Source organism: Halopolyspora algeriensis (genome assembly GCF_003337235.1).
Lineage (GTDB): Bacteria > Actinomycetota > Actinomycetes > Mycobacteriales > Pseudonocardiaceae > Haloactinomyces > Haloactinomyces algeriensis.
On record NZ_QPJC01000006.1, the window covers coordinates 80,199 to 98,155 of the forward strand.

Sequence of the window (17,957 nt, forward strand, 5' to 3'; positions counted from 1 at the left end):
GAGAAGGGTCAGCGAATGTCGAGCTGCTGACCGGGGAAGATCAGGTTCGGGTCGTTCAGGATATCGGTGTTGCGCTGGTAGATGTCCTGGTAGTTCACGCCGAACCGCTGACCGATCTTGCTCAGCGTGTCACCCTGCTGGACGGTGTAGTCCGCCCCGTTGGACTGCACGCTGCTGGAGCTCTTCACGCTGGCGGAGCTCTCCGTGGAGCCGGAGCTCTGCTCCGAGGAAGCCTCGGTGCTGCTCGAGGCGCTGGCGCTTCCCGAAGTGCTGCCGCTGACCCAGTTGGTCTTGGAGGTGCAGGCGGGCCAGGCACCCGGACCCTGGGCCTCGAGGACCTTCTTGGCGACGGCGATCTGCTGTTCACGGGTGGCCAGGTGGGCGTTGGCGGCGTACTGATCACCGCCGAAAGCGGCCCATGTGGACTCGGTGAACTGCAGCCCGCCGTAGAAGCCGTTACCGGTGTTGATGTGCCAGTCTCCGCTGCTCTCGCACTGGGCCAGCTCGTCCCAGTCGGCGGCGCTGGCCGGGGCGGCGACCGCGAGCGGGCTGGCGACCACGGCGCCCGCGACGGCTACGCGGGCGGCGGTGCGGGCAGTATTGGACTGCTTGCGATGCTTGCCTTTATAGCGAGCCATGTCCCTCTCTCCTACCGCGCCTGCGAAGTTAGCTGTCGGGTTCGGGCTGTTCGGGGACAACCCGGCCGGCTCGTCGAGCCGGCTTCACCCCTAGGGCGTCGGGGCGCCCAATGGTGGTTCCCCCGCCCCTGTCCGGTCCTGTTTTCGTTCGGGGGTAGGAGCCCGCCGGACAGGGTTCGGCGCTGCGGACTCCCGGACTCCTTGCTGGTCGGTTCGGGGCCGACCGAGGAGGACAGTACGTAATCATGAACGGGAACGGAAATCGCAGTGACAGTGACTCTGCTCACAGTAACGCCGCATCAGGGGTGTCCGATCTCGGGTATTTGCGCTGCTCAGAGCGTTGTTATCAAGTCGTATCCCACTCGATATTGATCACGGTCAGTGAGTCTTGGATCACCCGGTCGATGAGGTCGCAGCTGAACAGGTGAGAGCGTGTTACGTCAGATTCGACATATTTGTGCCCGTGCGGCGCTTCTCCGCGCCGTGACGGAGCGAATCGGCGGAAACGCACTGTGTCATGACTCGGGGTCGGCGCGGAAAGCTGATCCGTTCGAGTGAAGCCGTCTCGCCGACGATCTTGGACAAGATCGTCGAGGCCGGATGAAAATCACCTGGACGAGTGTCCTCGACACGCCTGTACAACGGCGGCGGAACGAGGCAAGAACGCTATGCGCGCGTGCGCGCACCTCCGCGCGCACGCGCGCGAGAAGAAGTTCGAGACCCGCTTTCGTCCCGGGCGACGAAGAAGTGCTTCAGCCCCCCGCGAAGGGCGGGAGAACGTCCAGCTGCGCACCTTCGCCGACCTCGGTATTGCGGTCCCGTACGGCGATGCCGTCGAGCAGGAAACCGGATGCCGCCAGCACCTGTGCCAACCGCTCGCCGTGCAGGGAGAGCACCGCCTCGAGGACGTCGGCGACGCTGACCGATGCGGAACCGGCGCCCGCCCTGCGCGGGAGCACCCGTACCGTCTCCTCGGCGGTCCCCGCGGCGGCGCGTGCTCCCGCGAAGTACCGGACACGGACGCCGAGAGCGGCTGCGGCAGCCTCCTCGGGAGCCGTGGCTCCTGTCGAGGCCCCTGCCGACGTCGTCGCCGGTGAATCCGGCTGTGACGGCCGTGCTGCCACTGCTACCCCCCGATCGCGCTCATGGGCCGGGACGGCTGGGCGAATCCTTCGCTGTCCATGCCGTGCCCGGCCGCTTTGGCCCACATGGTCTCCCGCCAGAGGCGGGCGATCTCGTCGTCACCGGCCCCGGTGCGCAGTGGTTCACGCAGATCGGTCTCGGTTTGCGAGAACAGGCACGAGCGGAGCTGGCCGTCGGCGGTGAGCCTGGTGCGGTCGCAGTCCGCACAGAACGGACGGGTCACCGACCCGATCACCCCGACCGTGCCCGGCCCGCCGTCGACCAACCAGCGTTCGGCCGGGGCCGAACCGCGGTCGGCGGAATGCGGGGTGAGAGTGAACTCCCGCTGGAGTCGCTCCAGGATCTCGTCCGCGGTGATCATCTGCTCGCGATCCCACGCGTGTTGCGCGTCCAGGGGCATCTGCTCGATGAACCGGAGCTGATAGCCCCTTTCCAGGCAGAAGTGCAGTAGGTCGCGGGTCTCGTGCTCGTTGATGCCCCGCATGAGCACGGCGTTGACCTTGACGGGTTCCAGGCCGGTGGACTTGGCCGCCTCCAGCCCGGCCAGCACGTCGTCCAGTCGGTCGCGCCGCGTGAGCTCTCGGAAGGTCTGCCGGTCGAGTGTGTCCAGCGAAACGTTGACCCGGTCGAGCCCTGCCTGGACGAGCCGGTCGGCGTAGTCGCCCAGGTTGATCCCATTGGTGGTCAACGAGGTTCGTGGTCGGCCCGGCAGTGCTGTGGTGGCCGCGATGATCTCCACCAGGTCCTGGCGCAGCAGGGGCTCGCCCCCGGTGAATCGCACGGTGGTCACGCCGAGCGTTTCGACCGCGAGCCGGATCAGCCGGATCATCTCGGCGGTGTCGAGCAGTTCGCTCCGCTTCAGCCAGGGCAGGCCCTCGGCGGGCATGCAGTAGGTACAGCGGAGATTGCACTTGTCGATCAGGGACACCCGGAGGTCGGTGGCGACCCGTCCGAAACGGTCCACCAGGTACGGCGTGTCCGGGCGTGCGGACGTGTCGGTCGGTCGGGCGACCGGAATTCCCAGGTCCACGGCACTCACATCCCCGAGCGTAACCACCATCACCCCGAAAATTCGATCGTCTTCGGGGGTTTTCGTCTCGATCGCCGAATCGACACGCGCATGCGTGGCACTTTCGGAGGAAACCACGAAAGCGCCGTGAGGCGCTTTTGCGTGCCGTGCAAGGTGGATGATTCCGCACATGCGGGTTTATCGTTCCGTGTGTGCCGCAATACCGGATTTCGGAAGCAGCCGAGCTCTTCGGTGTCAGCGATGACACCGTTCGCCGCTGGGTCGACGCGCAGCAGCTGACCGCCGAGCGGGACCCGGCCGGCCGCCTTGTCGTGGACGGCACGGTGCTGGCGACGTTCGCCCGGGCCCAGGCCCGATCGACACCGGATCCTTCCGGTGTGGGGCGTTCCGCGCGCAACCGGTTCGTCGGACTGGTCACCGAGGTGACCCAGGACAGTGTGATGGCGCAGGTCGAGCTCCAGTGCGGCCCGCACCGCGTGGTGTCTCTGATGAGCACGGAGGCGGTACGTGAGCTCGGGCTGACACCGGGAGTCCTGGCGGTGGCCGTGGTCAAGTCGACGACGGTCGTGGTGGAGACGCCGGGAGCACACGCATGAGCGGGCACCGGCGTCTGGCCGCCGGTCTCGCGGTGCTGCTCGTCCTGCTCACCGGATGCGCCGGCCGGGACTCCGGGGGAGGCCGGACGCTGACCGTGCTGGCAGCCGCCTCGCTGACCGAAGCGTTCCGCGACATCGGCGCGAAGTTCTCCGCCGAGCATCCCGGTGTGCGGGTGCGATTCAACTTCCAGGGCTCGACGTTGCTGGCCGAACAGATCCGGCAGGGGCGCAGCGCCGATGTGTATGCCTCGGCGGACACGCGGACGATGGCGAAGGTGGTCCGGGCGCAAGCGGCTGCGGGGCAGCCGCGGACCTTTGCCACGAACCGGCTGACGATCGCCGTGCCCGCGGGCAACCCCGCCGGCATCGCCTCGCTCGCCGACCTCGCCCGTCCCGGCCCTGCCGTGGTGGTGTGTGCTCCCCAGGTGCCTTGTGGTGCGGCCACGCAGGACGTGGAGCGGATCACCGGGGTACGGCTGAGCCCGGTCAGCGAGGAAAGCAACGTGAAGGCGGTGCTGAACAAGGTCATCGCGGGAGAGGCGGACGCGGGACTCGTCTACGTCACGGACGCCCGCGCCGCCGGCGAGCAGGTGCGCGCCATCGACTTCCCGGCTTCGAAGCGCGCGGTCCACTCCTACCCGGCCGTCGTGCTGAAAGGTGCCGACCACCCCGAGCTCGCGGCCGAGTTCGCCCGGTTCCTGCAGGGCACGCAGGCCCGCGAGATCCTCGGCAAGTACGGGTTCGGCACGCCGTGAAACACGACCACGGCACGGAGGAGTCCGTGCAGCCGGCGGACCGGAGCGCGCCGCGCACGCAACGGCGGCGCGGGGCTCCCGTGGAGCGCAGCCGCACCGGTGTCCCGGCACCGCTGTGGATGCCCGCGGCGATGGCGTTGGCACTGCTGGTGCTGCCGGTGCTGGGCCTGCTCACCCGCATCGAGCTGTCCCGGCTTCCGGAGCTGGTGACCGCTCCGGCCGCGCTGGACGCGCTGGAGCTGTCCCTGCGGACGTCGTTGGCCGCGACCGTGCTGTCGTTGCTGCTGGGGGCGCCACTGGCCGTGGTGCTCGCGCGGTCACGGCTTCGCGGGCTGCGCGTGCTCCGGGCAGCGGTCCTGCTGCCGCTCGTGCTGCCCCCGGTGGTGGGGGGACTCGCACTGCTGTACCTGCTCGGCCGGACCGGGCCGCTCGGCCGGTTGCTGGAGGATGCCTTCGGGGTGACGGTGCCCTACACCAGTGCCGCCGTGGTGCTGGCCCAGACGTTCGTGGCGATGCCGTTCCTCGTCGTAGGGCTGGAGGGTGCTCTGCGCACGTCCGGTGCGCGCTACGAGCGAGTCGCGGCGACGCTCGGAGCGGGACCGTGGTTGACCTTTCGGCGCGTGACCGTCCCTCTTCTCGTGCCCGCTCTGGGGTCGAGTCTGGTGTTGACCTTTGCCCGCGCACTCGGCGAGTTCGGTGCGACGATCACGTTCGCGGGCAGCCTGCGGGGAACCACGCGGACCCTGCCGTTGGCCATCTACACCACCGCGCAGTCCGATGTGGATGCCGCGGTGGCGATGTCGCTGCTGCTGGTGGTGATCGCTCTGCTGGTGATCGCCCTCGTGGGCCCGAAAGCGGTGGAGGGCAGAGGTGACTGAGCGGGCAGGCGAAGCCGCGATGCTCGCCGATGTCGCGCTACGGCGGGCGGGGTTCGGCCTGGATGTGACATGCACGGTGGCCCCGGGGGAGGTCGTGGCGGTCCTCGGCCCCAACGGCGCCGGGAAGTCGACCCTGCTGTCGGCGCTGTCCGGCCTGGTTCGCCCGGAGCGCGGCCGTATCGCTCTCGGCGACCGGGTATGGCTGGACACCGACCACAACGTCGACCTGCCCGCCCATCGCCGTGGTGTCGGGCTGCTGGCACAGAACGCACTGCTGTTTCCCTACCTGTCGGCACTGGACAACGTCGCGTTCGGACCGAGAGCCGCCGGGGCAGGCAAGCGCACCGCACGCACGATCGCCGAACGGTGGTTGGCGCGAGTGGACGCGGCCGACCTCGCCGGGCACCGGCCCGGCAGGCTCTCCGGCGGACAGGCACAGCGGGTGGCGCTGGCCCGGGCACTTGCCGCCGACCCCGAGCTGCTCCTGCTCGACGAGCCCCTCGCCGCTCTCGACGTCGATGCCGCACCCGCGCTGCGCGGTCTTCTGCACCGCGTGCTGCGGAGCCAGCACCGGCCCACGGTGCTGGTCACCCACGACGTCCTCGACGCGGTGGTGCTGGCCGACCGGGTGCTGGTGCTCGTCGACGGGCGGATTGCCGAGCAAGGGCCGACGCGCGCGGTGCTGGCCCGGCCGCGGGCGGCGTTCACCGCACGCATCGCCGGGCTCAACCTGGTACCCGGAATCGCGGAGGAGGAGGGGATCAAGACCGGTGAGGGCGTGATCAGCGGCCGCATCGCCGAGCCGGTCGAGCAGGGGGAGGCTGCTGCGGCGGTGTTCGCCCCTTCCGCGGTCGCCGTGCACCGTGAATGCCCGCACGGCAGCCCGCGCAACGCCCTGCGGGTGCGACTGGCCGGACTCGAACCACGTGGTGATGTGATCCGGCTGCGTGCCGCTGCCCGCCTCATGGGGGAGGATCCGGTACTGGCGGCGGACGTCACCCCGGCGGCCGTCGCCGACCTGGGACTGGCCGCAGGCGACGAGGTGTTCTTCGTCGTCAAGGCCACCGAGGTGGCCATCCACCCGGCTTCCGGAGGATCATCGTCGCCGTGACAGAGATACCCCCCTGGACCTACCTGATGGACATGGACGGCGTCCTGGTGCACGAGAGCCGCATGGTTCCGGGCGCGGACCGGTTCCTCGACGGCCTGCGCGAGCACGGGATGCCGTTCATGGTTTTCACCAACAACTCGATCTACACCCCGCGGGATCTGCGTGCCCGGCTGCTGCGGAGCGGGTTGGACGTACCGGAATCGGCGATCTGGACCTCGGCGCTGGCCACGGCACAGTTCCTCAACAAGCAGCGCCCCGGGGGATCGGCCCATGTCGTCGGTGAGTCGGGGTTGACCACGGCCCTGCACGGGATCGGCTACGTGCTCACCGACACCGACCCCGACTACGTGGTTCTGGGTGAGACCCGCACCTACAGCTTCGAAGCGATCACCAGGGCGATCCGGCTGGTCGAGGGAGGTGCCCGGTTCATCGCCACCAACCCGGACGAGAAGGGGCCGAGTCCGCAGGGCACGCTCCCCGCCACCGGTGCGGTCGCCGCGCTCATCGAGCGGGTCACCGGCCGTGCGCCCTACTACATCGGCAAGCCGAACCCGCTGATGATGCGTTCGGCACTGTGGGCATTGGGGGGACATTCCGAGAACACGCTCATGATCGGCGACCGGATGGACACCGACGTGCGGTCGGGGCTGGAATCCGGGATGCAGACGATCCTGGTGCTGTCGGGCATCTCGGACAGCAACACCGCCGAGCGTTACCCCTACCGCCCGACCAAGGTGATCAATTCGATCGCCGACCTCGTCGATCACGTCGCCGATCCGTTCGCCGCGTGACGCGCGGGGCCGGGCGGCTCCGAGTGGTGAGGTGCTCCTTCGAGTGGCCTGCTCCGCAGGCCATCTCTCTCCGGAGAGGACCGCAGCCGGACCGGCGGTGGGAGGGGCCTGCCCGAGCAGCTTTCGGCACGCTCGTCAGTGACGTGGCACCAGGGCATGCACATCGTCGGTGTCGACGATGTGCTTGCCCAGCGGGAACAGCGAGACCGGAACGAGTTTGAAGCTCGCCACTCCCAGCGGGATACCGATGATCGTCACGCACAGCGCGATACCCGTGAGGATGTGTCCCAGCGCGAGCCACCAGCCCGCGAGAACGAGCCACAGCACGTTGCCGATCGCCGAGAACACGCCGGCATCGTGGTCCTCGACCAAGCGACGGCCGAACGGCCACAGGGCGAAGTTGGCCATCCGGAACGAGGCAATGGCGAACGGGATCCCGATGATGGTGACGGTCAGAACCACCCCGGCGACCGCGTACCCCACGGCCATCCAGAAGCCGCTCAGCACGAGCCAGATGATGTTCAGCAACAGCCGCATGGCACCAGCCTGCCACGTCGACCGCCCTGCGCCCTCGGGGGTTTTCCCCGAGATCGGTGCTCGCGCGGATCGGGATCGGCCGCCTGCTCGGCCGCTTCTCGGATGTCAGGCCAGCAACTCGCCACGGAGGATCGTCACCGCCCGCCCTGCCAGCCCGACGCGGGAACCGTGCAGGGTCATGCGCACCAGGCCACCGCGCGGGGATGCCTGCTCCCCGATCAGCTCGGTACTCTCCGCCGTGCGGCCGAGCGCGGCCGACCACCAGGATGCGAGGGCGCAGTGCGCCGAACCGGTGACCGGGTCCTCACCGATACCGACCCGGGGGGCGAAAACGCGGCTGACGACGTCGACGCCTTCCCGATCTCCCGGTGCCGTGACGATCACCGCGCGCGTGGGGATCCGTGCGAGCGTGTCGAGATCGGGACGGAGCGCGCGGACCTCGGCGGCCGAGGCCACCTGCACGAGAAGGTCGAAATCACCCCGAGCGACGGATTCGACGGTGACGCCGGGCAACGCGGTGGTCAGTTCCTCGGGGGCCCGTACCGGCTGGGACGTCACGCTCGGGAAGTCCATCTCCACGATGCCGTCGCCGGTCGAGGTGCAGTTCAGCGTGCCGCTGCGGGTGTCGAACCGCTGGCTTCCGCCCAGGATGTAGGCGGTTGCCAGCGTGGCGTGTCCGCACAGGTCGACCTCGGTGGTCGGTGTGAACCAGCGCAGTGATTTCGGTTCGCCGCCGTCCGCACCTTCCGATCCGTCCGCCACGACGAACGCGGTCTCGGCGTGTTTGAACTCGGCGGCGACCGCCTGCATCCACGCGGGATCGGCCGGGGCGTCGAGCACCACCACCCCGGCCGGATTGCCGCAGAAAGCGGTGCTGGTGAAGGCATCCACGACGTAAGCGTCCATGATCACGAGTTTATGCGTTGCGCGTGTCCGCCGGTTGCCTTCGTGAGCTGCCTCCCTCGACCGAACAGCGGAGATGGGCAATCATGTGTTTCACCACACACGGGACGGGAGGCAGTCGTGGAGACACGGAACGGATCCGCCGCATCGGCAGTGCCCGCACAACCCAGCTATGCCTCGGGGACCTCGGAGGTGGCCCTGCTCGGGGACACCATCGGCACGAACCTCGATCGCACGGCCGCGCGCTTCGGCGAGCGGGACGCCCTCGTGGAGTTCGCCACCGGTCGCCGCTGGACGTACCGGGAGTTCGTCGCCGACGTGGACGCGCTCGCCCTGGGTCTGCTGGATGCCGGCCTCGGCAAGGGAGACCGGGTCGGGATCTGGGCGCCGAACCGGGCGGAGTGGACGCTGGTCCAGTACGCCACGGCGAAGATCGGCGCGATTCTGGTCAACATCAACCCGTCCTACCGGGTCCACGAGCTGGAGTTCGTGCTCAACCAGTCCGGTATCCGGATGCTGGTGTCGGCGCAGCGGTTCAAAACCTCCGACTACGTGACGATGGTGGAGCAGGTGCGTCCGCAGAGCCCGGCGCTGGAGCGGGTCGTCTTCCTCGACACCGCCGAGTGGGAAGCTCTGTTGCAGCCGGACGGTGATGCCCGCCGGCTGGCCGAGGCGCAGGCCGGGCTCTCCGCCGATGATCCGATCAACATCCAGTACACCTCGGGGACCACGGGATTCCCGAAGGGGGCGACGCTGTCGCACCACAACATCCTCAACAACGGGTTCTTCGTCGGGGAGCTGTGCGGCTACACCGAGATCGACCGGGTCGCGATCGTGCCGCCTTTTTATCATTGCTTCGGGATGGTCATGGGCAATCTCGCCTGCACCACCCACGGTTCGGCGATGGTCGTCCCGTCCGAGGGGTTCGACCCGGCCACCGCGCTGTCGGCCGTGGCCACCGAACGATGCACGTCGCTGTACGGGGTGCCGACGATGTTCATCGCCGAACTCGATCTGCCGGACTTCGACAGCTACGACCTGAGTTCGCTGCGCACCGGGATCATGGCCGGTTCGCCCTGCCCGACGGAAGTGATGAAGCAGGTCATCGACCGGATGGGCATGGCCGAGGTCGCGATCTGCTACGGCATGACGGAAACGAGTCCGGTCTCGACGCAGACCCGCGCCGACGACTCCCTGGACCGTCGGGTGTCCACGGTCGGCAGGGTCGGCCCGCACCTGGAGGTCAAGATCGTGGACCCGTCCACCGGGTTGACCGTGCCGGTCGGCGAGCCGGGTGAGCTGTGCACCCGGGGGTACTCGGTGATGCTCGGGTACTGGCAGCAACCGGACGCCACGGCCGAGGTCATCGATGCCGCTCGCTGGATGCACACGGGCGACCTCGCCGCGATGGACTCCTCGGGCTACGTCAGCATCACCGGACGGATCAAGGACATGATCATCCGTGGTGGGGAGAACCTCTACCCGCGCGAGATCGAGGAGTTCCTGTACACCCATCCCGACATCCTCGATGCGCAGGTCATCGGGGTGCCGGATCCTCGCTACGGCGAGGAGCTCATGGCCTGGGTGCGGTTGCGCGAGGGGGCGGGGGAGATGACCGCCGAGACCCTGCGCGAGTTCTGCTCGGGCCGGCTCGCGCACCACAAGATCCCGCGCTACGTGCACGTGGTGGACGAGTTCCCGATGACGGTGACGGGCAAGGTGCGCAAGGTGGAGATGCGCGAGGAGGCCAAGAAACTCCTCGACCTCGGTTGAGGAGAGTGTGTGGATTGGCTTGTTTCTCGGTGCGGGTGGCGGAACCTCCGGCTGCGCCTCGCTCCGGGAGTCCCGACCTCAGGGAGAGGCACTACATCACGTCGGAACTGTCCTCGCGAGGCTGTGCCGGAGAACCCGCAGCGGTGCCGGTTGCGTGCGTGGCGAACAAGCGGAATGCGCTGCCTTTCCGGCGCGGTTGGCCGGGTGCACGGCGGCAACCACCCACACAGCTCTAGGCGCCTGCTTTCGCCAGGGCCTGGGCGTCCTCGGCGCCGAACTGCTCTTCCAGTTGCTCGGGGGAGGCGTCGACGTCGATCTGCGCCAGCGGCATGCCCCGGGCCGAGGAGATCGCGCCGAGCCGTCGTCCCGCGCGGTCGGAGGCGTAGGCGGTGAGTTCCTCGGTGTCGAGCTGGAAGGGACGCTCCTCCGGGGCGTCCTCCGGCATCCACTCGATCTGGCTGACGGCGTAGGGCAGGAGCTCGTCCATCCGCTGCTGGACGACCTCCCAGTTGCGCTCGTCGGCGGCGACGTGCCTGCGGCAGGTGAACGTGCCCCACGCCATGTGCCGCCGCTCGTCGTCGCCGATGCGTCGCACCAGTTCCTGCATGCCGGGCATGATGCCCCGGCTGCGGCAGATCTTGTTCCACGCGAAGTAGCCGGTCAGCGCCAGGGTTCCCTCGACGACGTGGTTGTAGGTCACCGAGGCGCGGACCTGGTTGGCCGGGCTCGGGTCGGCGTGCAGCGCGTTCAGCGATTCGGGCAGCGCCTCGTAGAAGATGGCCCGGTACCCGGGATTGTCCTCGATGTAGGAGTGCAGGTCCTCCTCGAGACCGACCGCGTCCATCCACATCCGGAACACCTGTGTGTGCTTGGCTTCCTCGAATGCGAACTGCGTCAGGTACATCTCGTCGCCGAACCGCCCCTCGGCGGCCATGGCCGCCATGAACGGCTGTATGTCCTGGGTGACGGCTTCCTCGCCGGCGATGAACTGCGCGCACAGTGCCGCGACGCTGAATCGCTCGTCGTCGGTGAGTTGCTGCCAGTCCTCGGCGTCCTGGCTGAAGTCGATGTCGGCAGGGTTCCAGAACTTCGCGTTTCCCTTGGTGAACAGGCGCAGCGGCAGCGAGTCCCAGTTCATCCCGCCCGCACGCAGCGAGTGGAAGTTCTCGCGGTGGACAGTGGTGTCCGAGTCGGCGAGCAGCTCTTCGGTCATGTCGCGCTCCTGCCCATCAAGATCGTGCCCGTCGAGTGCCGGCTTGCTTCGGCGCGGCCCCGTGGAGGCCGGTCCCGGCGGGGCCGGCCTGTGAGTGGTGACACCGTGATTTTCGGTACGACCGAGTTTCGCGTCAAGGCTTCCCGGGTCGGCCCACGTCCCTGCGTGCCTGCACGACTGCGGAGACCAGGCCGACGCCCAGGGCCAGCGGTGCGAGCATGGCGGCCAGGTTCAGCCACACGGGAAGGTTGCGGTAACCCGCCGCGAACAGCCCGAAGATGGCGAGCACGGCGAGCAGGCCGATACCGAACAGGATCAGTACGGCGGGCATCACGGCGGATCTGCGAGTGGAACCGGTCATGTCGCCAGAGTAGGGCGAGCCTTCCGGCGGCGGGCACCGTGTGCCTGGCTGTGGCATTGTCCGGGAGAAGGCGATGCTGTTCCAGCCCCGCCAGGTACCCTTAGGATGACGCGTCCTGGGAAAGCCCGACTGCATCGGTGTGTCGAGACCGCGATGCAGGGGGCGGTCCCTGGGGCGCGTTCGTCGTACCGGGACGATGGTTTTCGCCATCGGAGGCGATGGCGTGCAAGCAACGTAGACAGGACCCGCTCGCGCGGTGTCCCCACCGGGCATCCGCGCGGAAATGCCCCGGTGGGCACACGGGGGGTCAGCAGCGACAGGGAACGGTGAGGACAGTGCCGACCGGCAGGGTCAAGTGGTTCGACGCGAACAAGGGCTTCGGCTTCGTGACCCAGGACGGTGGTGAGGACGTGTACGTCCGGGCCTCCGCGCTGCCGTCCGGGGTGGAGTCACTCAAGACCGGCCAGCGGGTCGACTTCGACATGGCGCAGGGACGTCGTGGGCCGCAGGCGCTCAAGCTCAAACTGCTGGACCCACCGCCCTCGGTGGTGGAGGCGCAGCGCCGTCCGGCCGACGAGCTGCACGGCATGGTCGATGACATGATCAAGTTGCTGGAGGCCCGGGTCCTTCCCGACCTGGCCAAGGGGCGCTACCCGGACAAGAAGTCCGCCAAGCGCGTCGGTGAGGTCGTCCGTGCGGTGGCTCGCGAACTCGATCCCGGTGGTTCCTGACGCCGCCCCGGGTGGTGTCAGGAACGTGCCGGCGGCGCGGGGTGCGCGTTCAGCGCCCAGCTGCCGCCGATGGTGAACCGGATGCCGCCCTCGGCGGCCAAGACCGGGGCCGCATACCGCTGTACCTCGACGTATTCGAGCTGCGCGCTCCCGGGCTCGCCGTTGCCCGGGGGGCGCAGGGTGTAGGCATGGCGCTGCCCCGCCTCGAACACCGTGCTTCGCCCGGCTTCCTGCCTGCCGTCGGCGGTGCGGTAGCGGAAGGCGACCTGCCACGGAGCCGAGGAGATCTCCTCGGACACCGAGATCTGCAGCGGTGCGCCGGGCGGTACGGTGAGGTTCACCACGGCTTCCGGGTTCGGCTCCGAGCAGTTCCGGCCCAGCCGGTCGCAGTGGCGGACCGGCGCGGCCCGCACGGAGTCCCCGTGGGAGTAGAAGGTGACCTGCGGTGAGGCGGGAGCGGAGCATCCCGCCAGGGCAATGCCGGCCACGGCCAGCAGCGACATCGGTCCTCGGCGCACGTCGCCGAGCCTACGACGTCGGCCCGGGCCGTTCGTTTCCCGGTGCAAGCGTTCCGGCGGGATCGCCGTTTTTCGGGCCCGTACCGCACTCCCCGAGCCCGGGGCGGCCGCGCACGATCACGCGGGCACGAAGCGCACGCGGTAGAGGTGCGGCCAGTTCTTGCCGGTGAGCAGGAACTCGTCGGTGCCCTCGACGGCGGCGATGCCGTTGAGCACTCCCGCTCGTGCGCGCTGCTCGGGGCGGAGCAGGCCGGAGGCGTCGACGACGGCGGTCACGCGCCCGGATGCCGGATCGATCCGCAGAATCCGCTCGCTTTTCCACACATTGGCCCACACCGAGCCGGCCGCGCATTCCAGCTCGTTGAGCTCGGCGGCGGGATCGCCGCCGAGCCGCACGGTGACCTCGCCGGTGGGGGTGAACGTCTCCGGGTCGCGGAAGGTCAGCCGGGCACTGCCGTCGCTCATGATCAGCCGCTCGCCGTCGTGGCACAGGCCCCAGCCCTCACCCTCGTAGCGCACCCGGGTGATCTCGGCCAGGTTCGTCCGGTTCCGCAGGATCGCCAGACCGGATTTCCAGGTGAGCTGCCAGACGCGGTCGCCGACCACGGTGATGCCCTCGCCGAAGAGCTGGTCGGGAAGCCGCACCTCGCGCAGGACACGCCCGCTGTTCGGGTCCACGGCACGCAGCACCGACTGCCCGCGCTTGCCGGTGCCTTCGTAGAGCGTTCCCCGGTGGAGTTCGAGTCCCTGGGTGAATGCGGAAGGATCGTGTGGCAGGACCTGAACCACATCGGCGCGTAAGTGTGACACGCTATCGGTGTGCCCAATGCCTTGTTCGGTCTGCTCGCGGTCGGACTGGCCGTGGTGCTCCGTTGGTACTGGCGGCGTGCCGCACTGCACCGCGCCGAGGACCAGGAGGGGCACCAGCGCCCTCAGCCCGACGCTCGACAGGCCACGCCCAGTTCCCTGCCGAGTCGGCCATCCCGCTCGTCGTCTCCGAATCCTCACCCGGAAAGCGTGACACGCCCGGCAACGGATTCGGCAGCGTACGGCACAATCGAAACCGTGACGCCTATGCCTGCTCCGATCAGCGACATCGACACCGAGTCGGCGCTGCGGACCCGGCCTCAGGAGCAACCTGAGCGGCAGCCGGATCCGGCCCTCGCCGACGCGGTGGGTACTGCCCGTGCTGCGGCGGAGGAAGAGGCGGCAGCCGGTAATGACCCGCTCGGGTCGCCTCTGCTGGCCAAGGAGGTCAGCGATGGCGATGCGGTCGGTGCGCATGCCGGTGTCGTGGCCGAGTCCGAGGGCACGGCCACGCACTACTTCGAGTCGACCTATCCCGGCTATGTGGGCTGGCGCTGGGCCGTGACGGTGGCGAGCGCCGGTCCCGGCGAGCCGGTGACGGTCAGCGAGGTCGTGCTCCTTCCCGGGCCGGAGGCGCTGACCGCGCCGGAGTGGGTGCCGTGGAGCGACCGGGTCCGGCCGGGAGACCTCGGCGCGGGTGATCTGCTGCCGAGCGAGCACGACGATCCGCGCCTGGCCCCCGGGTACCTCCCCGGCGACGATTCCTCCGAGGAGCTGGCCCGCGATGCCGGCTTCGAGCGCAACCGGGTGCTCAGTCACGAGGGACGCAGGCAGGCCGCCGAACGCTGGCATGCCGGGGATTTCGGCCCGGACACCGAGACGGCGAGACTGGCACCGGGAGCCTGCGGTACGTGTGGCTTCTTCCTGCCGCTTGCGGGGTCGATGAGCGCGGCGTTCGGGGTGTGCGGCAATGCGCTCGCCCCGGCCGACGGTCGTGTGGTGCACGTCGAGTTCGGGTGCGGGGCGCATTCGGAGGGCGAGGTGGACACCGCATCGACGGTGCCCGTGGCCGAGGTCGTCTACGACGACACGACCCTGGACTACGAGTCGCGCGATCCCGGCGCCGGCGAGTGAGCGGTTCCGATCCCTTCGGCACGGCGGAACTTCGCCGTGCCGTGCTGCGGGCCTGGGAAGGATCACCCACCCGGTTCCGGGAGGACGCCAACGCCGAGGAGGATCTGCGCCTCGGCGGCTACCGGGACAGGCTGCTGGTCGAACTCGCCCAGAACGCGGCGGATGCGGCCGGTGCCGGTGGTGTGCTGCGTGTCGAGCTGGCCGAGGGGCAACCGGTGGGTGGTGGCCCGGCGGTTCGGGAGCTGCGCGTGGCCAATACCGGCACCCCGCTGACCGCGGCCGGGGTGACGGGGCTGGCCTCGTTGCGTGCTTCGGCCAAGCGCGAGGGTGCTTCGGTCGGCCGGTTCGGTGTGGGGTTCGCGGCGGTCCTGGCGGTCAGTGACGAGCCTCGCGTGGTGTCGACCGGGGGTGGTGTGGCGTTTTCGGCCCAGCACACCCGCGAGGAGGTGGCACATCTCACCGGTCCTGCCGAGGAGCTTGCCGCGCGTGGGGGAGCGGTTCCGGTGTTGCGGCTGGTGTGGCCGCAGGCCGGCGAGCCGCCGCACGGGTTCGCCACCGAGGTGCGCCTGCCCCTGCGCAGCGATATCGACGCCGATGCTCTGCTGGAGTCCTGTGCACAGCAGGCCCCCGACCTGCTGCTGGCGTTGCCCGCGCTGGCCGAGATCCGCGTCGGCGCGCGATCGTGGCGGCGAGAGGATCTCGGCGCCGATCGTGTCGTCGTGCACGGGCCGCAGCGCAGTGACCGGTGGCTGCTGCATCACCGATCGGGGCGGTTGCCGGAGGCGGCCCTGTCGGATCTGGGGGCAGAGGCCCGGCAGCACACCGAGTGGCGGGTGTGCTGGGCGTTGCCATTGGACGAGGAGGGGGAGCCGGCACCGCTCGAGCGCGATGTGCTGCACACTCCCACCCCCACCGAGGAGCGGCTGTCGCTGCCCGCGCGGCTGCTGGCCGGTGTCCCGATGGAGCCCGACCGTCGGCGCGTGTCGGCGTCCTCGGCCACGGATGCGGTGCTGATGTTCGCCGCCGAGTGCTATCCCGAGCTGATCGACAAGGTCACACCGCAGGATCGGCCGGTACTCGTGCCGCTCCCGGAATTCCCGCTGTCCGATGTGGACGACAGCTTGCGGCGGGCCGTGCTCGACCGGCTGCGGTCGACTTCCTGGCTGCCTGCCGCCGACGGCGGTACGGTCACTCCGAACCGGGCCGGGGTCCTGGATCGGGAATCGCCGGAGCTGGTCGCCCTGCTGGCGGATGTGGTGCCCGGTTTGCTCGTCTCCGAGCTCTCCGGCGCCCGGCATCGGCGCGCCCTGGCCGCGCTGGAGGTCCGGCGCCTGGGCATGGCCGAGCTGGTGGAGGCGGTGACCGGGCTGCAGCGTCCGGCATCGTGGTGGCGGCGTCTGTACGAGGCTCTGGACCCGATCGAACGAGCCGACCGGTCCGTGCGCGAGGAGCTCGAAGCTCTGCCGGTGCCCCTGGCCGACGGCCGCACCGTGATCGGCGTGCGGGACGTGCTGCTCGGCGACGGCGAAGGCGGGCCCGATCCGGTGGCAACTCTGTCCACCCTGGACATCGCGGGGTTGCGGATCGCCGACCGGGAGGCCGCCCATCCTCTCCTGGAGCGGCTGGGTGCCCATCGTGCGGATCCGGGCGAGTTGCTCGACACCAGGCCGCTGGTCGATGCCGTGCGCAACAGCGTGTCCGACGCGCAGGCGGGAACCGACACTCGCCCACTGGCCGAGGCCGTGTTGCGCCTGGTCGAGCACACGGGTGCGCGGGACTGGATCGGCGCGCTCGCCCTGCCCGATGCCGACGGCGGCCGGCGCCGGGCCGACGAGCTGCTGCTGCCCGGCGCCGCGCTGCTCGACGTCCTGGACCCGGAGGCGGTGGGCGAGGACGCGGCGCTGGGCGTTCTCGACGCCGACTTCGCCGCGCAGTGGCCACCGGAGGTGTTGCGCTCGGTCGGGGTGCTGGACGGCTTCGCCGTGCACGTCGAGGACGACCCGGTGCGGCCGGAGGAGACGCTTGCCGATGTCGAGCAGTGGTGGGCCGAGCAGGAAGCCGCCGCCCCCGGACAGTGGCCACCGGCGCGCTTCGTCGGTGTCCGCGATCTCGACCTCGTCTCCGATGAGGCTTGGCCTGCGGCGATCCGCCTGCTCACCGCTGACCCGGACACGCTGGAGGCGCTGCGGGAACCGGGTGGCTACTCGACCTGGTGGATCGAGCGGTTCGCCATGCTGGCCGGTCACCCGCCCCGGCACTGGCGATTGCCCGGGGCCGAGGGGCTCGCGGGGCTGTACGAGGTGGCGCCCGAGGTCGGCCTGTCGGAGGAGCAGCTGCGGCTCGCCGGGGTGCGCGCCGAGCTGCGTGTGACCGGCGCTGCGGACGCGGCCGACCTGATGCGGCGGCTCGGTGATCGGGAACGGTCCGTGCGCGCGGGCACGGCACTGCGCGCACATCGCGCGCTCGCCGACGCGGTCGCGTGCGAGCTGGTCGATCCGGCCGAGGCGGAGCCACCGCAGGCGGTGCGCTCGGTTTCGGGGGCGGTCGTCGGCGCGGAGCGCGCGGTCGTGCTCGACGAGCCGTGGCTGCTCGGCGTGTTCGAGGCCCCGCTGGTGGTGGCGGGTGGCAGCCCGGAGGAGTTCGATGCGGAGGCGCTCGCGGAGCTGTTCGACCTGCCGTTGGCTTCCGAGCAGGGGCCGATGCGGGTGCGGGAAGGGGCCGGGGCGGTGCAGCGCTGGCGCGATGTCGGCCGCGTTCCCGCCGCGTGCGAATTGCTGGGGATGCCGGTTCCGGACGGCGATGTCACCCTGCAGGACGGCCTGCGGGTGGTCATGGCCGGGGAGGAGCACCCGGTGCACTGGTGGGTGGACGAGTCCGGTGCTGTCCGTGCGGAGCGGACACCGGACGGTCTCGGGCGTGCCCTCGCCTGGGCGGCGGGTCGCTGGAGCGAGCGCTTCGCGCTGACCGCGTTGCTCGCCGATCCCCAGGCGACGACTCTGCTGCGGTGAGGGGTGCAGCGATGAGCGCGCTCAGCCTGC

The 17,957-nt window shown here is 69.8% G+C and carries 18 protein-coding genes and 1 riboswitch; of the genes, 9 read left to right on the plus strand and 9 right to left on the minus strand.

The genetic code is table 11. The features are described from left to right. Nucleotides 1-8: 8 nt before the first annotated feature. The 3 genes from DFQ14_RS11205 to moaA form a co-directional block, all read right to left on the minus strand. Nucleotides 9-638, minus strand: coding sequence for a LysM peptidoglycan-binding domain-containing protein (locus DFQ14_RS11205; RefSeq protein WP_114453186.1), 630 nt, complete (start codon nt 636-638; stop codon nt 9-11). A gap of 1 nt (nt 639) precedes the next feature. Next, a riboswitch (cyclic di-AMP (ydaO/yuaA leader) is annotated at nt 640-802 on the minus strand. Between the two features lie 588 nt (nt 803-1,390). After that, nucleotides 1,391-1,762, minus strand: a complete 372-nt coding sequence (locus DFQ14_RS11210; RefSeq protein WP_114453187.1) for a MoaD/ThiS family protein — start codon at nt 1,760-1,762, stop codon at nt 1,391-1,393. A gap of 2 nt (nt 1,763-1,764) precedes the next feature. Continuing rightward, nucleotides 1,765-2,820, minus strand: coding sequence for a GTP 3',8-cyclase MoaA (moaA, locus tag DFQ14_RS11215; RefSeq protein WP_420810156.1), 1,056 nt, complete (start codon nt 2,818-2,820; stop codon nt 1,765-1,767). 182 nt (nt 2,821-3,002) lie between these two features. Here moaA and DFQ14_RS11220 point away from each other — a divergent pair, with 182 nt between their 5' ends. From DFQ14_RS11220 to DFQ14_RS11240, 5 genes are all read left to right on the plus strand, one after another. Beyond that, nucleotides 3,003-3,407 (plus strand): TOBE domain-containing protein, encoded by a 405-nt coding sequence (locus tag DFQ14_RS11220; protein WP_114453188.1) that lies wholly within the window; start codon nt 3,003-3,005, stop codon nt 3,405-3,407. After that, nucleotides 3,404-4,162 carry a molybdate ABC transporter substrate-binding protein gene (gene modA / locus DFQ14_RS11225; protein ID WP_114453189.1) on the plus strand — a complete coding sequence of 253 codons (759 nt, stop codon included), beginning with the start codon at nt 3,404-3,406 and terminating at the stop codon, nt 4,160-4,162. The genes DFQ14_RS11220 and modA overlap by 4 nt, the downstream gene beginning before the upstream one ends. A gap of 119 nt (nt 4,163-4,281) precedes the next feature. Beyond that, complete coding sequence (locus DFQ14_RS11230; RefSeq protein WP_114453305.1) at nt 4,282-5,040, plus strand: ABC transporter permease; 759 nt, start codon at nt 4,282-4,284, stop codon at nt 5,038-5,040. A gap of 19 nt (nt 5,041-5,059) precedes the next feature. After that, a complete protein-coding gene (locus DFQ14_RS22640; protein WP_114453306.1) occupies nt 5,060-6,151 on the plus strand; it encodes a sulfate/molybdate ABC transporter ATP-binding protein in 1,092 nt (363 codons plus the stop codon). A 26-nt stretch (nt 6,152-6,177) separates the two neighbouring features. Next, nucleotides 6,178-6,942, plus strand: a complete 765-nt coding sequence (locus tag DFQ14_RS11240; RefSeq protein WP_179951557.1) for an HAD-IIA family hydrolase — start codon at nt 6,178-6,180, stop codon at nt 6,940-6,942. A gap of 135 nt (nt 6,943-7,077) precedes the next feature. Here the strand turns inward: DFQ14_RS11240 and DFQ14_RS11245 are convergent, their stop codons facing one another. Continuing rightward, nucleotides 7,078-7,479, minus strand: a complete 402-nt coding sequence (locus DFQ14_RS11245) for a YccF domain-containing protein (RefSeq protein WP_179951545.1) — start codon at nt 7,477-7,479, stop codon at nt 7,078-7,080. Between the two features lie 105 nt (nt 7,480-7,584). Further along, complete coding sequence (locus DFQ14_RS11250) at nt 7,585-8,385, minus strand: PhzF family phenazine biosynthesis protein (protein WP_114453308.1); 801 nt, start codon at nt 8,383-8,385, stop codon at nt 7,585-7,587. Nucleotides 8,386-8,535: 150 nt separating this feature from the next. Between DFQ14_RS11250 and DFQ14_RS11255 the strand changes: the two genes are divergently transcribed. Next, a complete protein-coding gene (locus DFQ14_RS11255) occupies nt 8,536-10,155 on the plus strand; it encodes an AMP-binding protein (protein WP_170206396.1) in 1,620 nt (539 codons plus the stop codon). Between the two features lie 232 nt (nt 10,156-10,387). On the opposite strand, the gene DFQ14_RS11260 is transcribed toward DFQ14_RS11255, so the two are convergent. Next, nucleotides 10,388-11,368 carry a R2-like ligand-binding oxidase gene (locus DFQ14_RS11260; protein ID WP_114453192.1) on the minus strand — a complete coding sequence of 327 codons (981 nt, stop codon included), beginning with the start codon at nt 11,366-11,368 and terminating at the stop codon, nt 10,388-10,390. 133 nt (nt 11,369-11,501) lie between these two features. After that, nucleotides 11,502-11,729: a hypothetical protein gene (locus tag DFQ14_RS11265; protein ID WP_114453193.1), complete on the minus strand. Its 228-nt coding sequence runs from the start codon at nt 11,727-11,729 to the stop codon at nt 11,502-11,504. A gap of 335 nt (nt 11,730-12,064) precedes the next feature. Between DFQ14_RS11265 and DFQ14_RS22510 the strand changes: the two genes are divergently transcribed. Further along, complete coding sequence (locus DFQ14_RS22510) at nt 12,065-12,460, plus strand: cold-shock protein (protein WP_114453194.1); 396 nt, start codon at nt 12,065-12,067, stop codon at nt 12,458-12,460. A 17-nt stretch (nt 12,461-12,477) separates the two neighbouring features. On the opposite strand, the gene DFQ14_RS11275 is transcribed toward DFQ14_RS22510, so the two are convergent. After that, nucleotides 12,478-12,978, minus strand: a complete 501-nt coding sequence (locus tag DFQ14_RS11275) for a DUF2771 family protein (RefSeq protein WP_114453195.1) — start codon at nt 12,976-12,978, stop codon at nt 12,478-12,480. A 117-nt stretch (nt 12,979-13,095) separates the two neighbouring features. Next, on the minus strand, nt 13,096-13,914 hold the full coding sequence (locus tag DFQ14_RS22300) for a glutaminyl-peptide cyclotransferase (RefSeq protein ID WP_420810157.1): 819 nt from the start codon (nt 13,912-13,914) through the stop codon (nt 13,096-13,098). 138 nt (nt 13,915-14,052) lie between these two features. Between DFQ14_RS22300 and DFQ14_RS11285 the strand changes: the two genes are divergently transcribed. Together DFQ14_RS11285 and DFQ14_RS11290 are read left to right on the plus strand one after the other, a co-directional pair. Next, entirely contained in the window at nt 14,053-14,919 is an 867-nt protein-coding gene (locus DFQ14_RS11285; RefSeq protein WP_114453196.1) for a DUF3027 domain-containing protein, read from the plus strand. Further along, complete coding sequence (locus DFQ14_RS11290; RefSeq protein ID WP_114453197.1) at nt 14,916-17,927, plus strand: sacsin N-terminal ATP-binding-like domain-containing protein; 3,012 nt, start codon at nt 14,916-14,918, stop codon at nt 17,925-17,927. Before DFQ14_RS11285 ends, DFQ14_RS11290 begins: the two co-directional genes overlap by 4 nt. Nucleotides 17,928-17,957 lie beyond the last annotated feature (30 nt).